Genomic DNA, 2,232 nt, shown 5'->3' on the forward strand with positions numbered 1-2,232 from the left:
GGTGAAGGCATGCCAGGCGTCGCGGGGGATGGTGAGGGTGGGGCCGTCGGCGCGCTTGCTGTCGCGGACCGGCACCACGCCGGGGACGCCGTCCGCGACTTCGAGACAGGCCTCGTTCAGGCCGCTGTGGCTCGACTTGCGCCACGTGCTGATTCTCATTCCGTGTACTCCTTCTCGTATTTTTCGATCACCTTCAGGGATTCCGACTCGGGTAGCGCGCACGATTTGGCGTGATCCAGGCGTTGGAGTAGTTCGGTCACGCGCTCGGGGTCTTCCACGGTTTCGCCACTCCCGAAGGATTCCAGATACGCGGCGCAACTGCCATTCGGGGCGGTCAGCGCCGTAAAGCTTCCGCTCAGCATTGAGTGTCCCCCGGCTGCGAAAGGGATCACCTGTACGACAATATTTTGTCGCTCTGTCATGGCGCGCATATGCTTCAGGGCTTTTCGCATCACAGATTTGCCCCCCAATGGGCGAGCTAGGGCTGCTTCGTCAAGGATTGCCCAATAAAGTGCTGGCTTGTCGCGCTTCAGGACGGTCTGAACCCGTTGCTGTCGAAAGTTCACTGCTTCGTCGAACTGCTCTGGCTGTGACTTCGGGGCGGCACTGGTGAACAGTGCCCTGGAGTAATCCGGCGTCTGGAGCAGCCCGGGTAGCACGTTACTCACCAGAACTTGAATGCGGACCGCTGTTCGCTCCTTCTGCAGCGCTGCGCTGATGTAATCGGGAGTTCCATCGTGACTGGTCAGTACCAGAAGGCCGGCGAAGAGTCCATTTGTCTTGAAGTAGCCGTCGAGGGTTTGAGCCAGACTTTCGGATGGCATTTGTGCGCTGGTTTCGACGCGCGCGATATATCCGTGTGAAAAATTCAATTCTTTTGCGAGGTCCCGCAGGGTCAGGCCGGCACGGGCTCGGTGGGCCTTCAGGCTTTCCGCCACCAATCGGCGGGCGTGGGCGCGCCTCACCGAGAAGTTACTTTCCGTCATGCTCTCCCCTGTGCTTGGTTGCAAATTGCACCTTGTTTCCCTTTGCGTTCGGAAGCACATTACGTCCCATGTCGACTGCCGGTCGGTCCGATAGTGAAAAGGAGATCCGGAAGAAGAGGACGGGCGATGCCTGACGTGAATGGACCCGAGGGAGCAAGCGACCCACCCCTGCCCCGGCGGCGGCGCCCGACGGAGGCCGAGGTGCGGGCCATGTTGGAGCGTGCGCGGTTGGCCCTGCCCGGGATCGACGAGGCGGCCATGGCGGCCTCGCTGGAACGCCTGCGTCGGGCATGTGCCGCCCGCTGGGCGGAGGTTGACACCGGCGCGCCCGTGTCGGAGGAGCCCGTTTCGGCGTTGTTCCGGTGCGAGGGGACGGTATCCGGAGCGGACGGTTCGGACGGCTTGGTCGAGTTGTCCGAGGACGGTGGGAGTCGGTGATGGTTCCGCTCCGGCATCCCCCGAAGTGGGGAAATTCGAACCCGTGGCGCATTTTCCCGTGTCACGGCGGTAAAACGCCCGGGCGACTGTCGCCACAGTCCCCGGGCACGGCCGATCCGCTTTTCACGAATGGACTCGACGTGCTCCACCGTAACCGGTCCCACCGTCGGAAACGGCATGCCGTCCGCAAGTGGTGGGACCGCCTTGTCGGGACGGGTACCGGCAGGCGCCGCAGGGGCGGGGCCCGCGTTGCCGTGCCGTCCGCCGATCCCCTCACCGCCCCCGGCGCCACTCCCGTCACCGTCACCGCCGCCGTGCGGCCGGCCCCGTCCGACCCGGCGCGCCCGACACCTCCCGCCCGGGCCCTCGTGCCGGGACCCCGCCGTACCCCGGAGAACGCCGTGCCACCGGTCGCCGCCCATTGGGCGCCTCTCTCCCGGCTCCTCACCGCCCACCTCGGTGCCCGGGCGGTGCGGTGGAAGCGGCGCACCGTCCTGCGCCTGGCCGTTCGGGGCATCGACTGGCCCCCGCCGTCGATCCACGGTGTGCGGCAGTCCCGTCGCGTCCGGGTGGCGGTGGTCGTGTGACCGGGCGGTTCCCCCGTGTCCGCCGGCCGGCCCCGGAGCCGCTCCCGGGCAGCGACCGGCACGTCTGTCACGCCTGTCGCGTCGGCCCGCACGAGGCGTGCACCGGTCGGGAGACCCGGCCCGATCCCGAGGTCCCCGGCGTGGTTCACCTGGGATGCTCGTGTCCGACCTGCGGTCCGGAGACCGGTGACGACCGGGCCCGCGGCCCGGCAGAGGGGGGT

4 protein-coding genes are annotated in these 2,232 nt (G+C 67.0%); 2 read left to right on the forward strand and 2 right to left on the reverse strand.

Annotated features, from left to right (window positions below; all coding sequences use genetic code 11):
• On the reverse strand, positions 1-159 hold a 159-nt coding region (locus FNQ90_RS20320; protein WP_182607682.1), incomplete at its 3' end, for a DUF397 domain-containing protein.
• Positions 156-986 (reverse strand): helix-turn-helix domain-containing protein, encoded by an 831-nt coding sequence (locus tag FNQ90_RS20325; RefSeq protein WP_182607683.1) that lies wholly within the window; start codon positions 984-986, stop codon positions 156-158. The genes FNQ90_RS20320 and FNQ90_RS20325, both read right to left, overlap by 4 nt.
• A gap of 126 nt (positions 987-1,112) precedes the next feature.
• On the opposite strand from FNQ90_RS20325, the gene FNQ90_RS20330 reads away from it, so the two are divergent.
• Positions 1,113-1,424 carry a hypothetical protein gene (locus FNQ90_RS20330; RefSeq protein WP_182607684.1) on the forward strand — a complete coding sequence of 104 codons (312 nt, stop codon included), beginning with the start codon at positions 1,113-1,115 and terminating at the stop codon, positions 1,422-1,424.
• A 401-nt stretch (positions 1,425-1,825) separates the two neighbouring features.
• Positions 1,826-2,011 carry a hypothetical protein gene (locus FNQ90_RS20335; protein WP_153427018.1) on the forward strand — a complete coding sequence of 62 codons (186 nt, stop codon included), beginning with the start codon at positions 1,826-1,828 and terminating at the stop codon, positions 2,009-2,011.
• Positions 2,012-2,232 lie beyond the last annotated feature (221 nt).

Source organism: Streptomyces alkaliphilus, assembly GCF_014141535.1.
In the GTDB taxonomy this organism is placed as follows: Bacteria; Actinomycetota; Actinomycetes; order Streptomycetales; family Streptomycetaceae; genus Streptomyces; species Streptomyces alkaliphilus.

Bases quoted from the DNA above. Each gene is read 5' to 3' on its own strand.
- FNQ90_RS20325 (WP_182607683.1), bottom strand. From the start codon at position 986: ATGACGGAAAGTAACTTCTCGGTGAGGCGCGCCCACGCCCGCCGATTG.
- FNQ90_RS20330 (WP_182607684.1), top strand. From the start codon at position 1,113: ATGCCTGACGTGAATGGACCCGAGGGAGCAAGCGACCCACCCCTGCCC.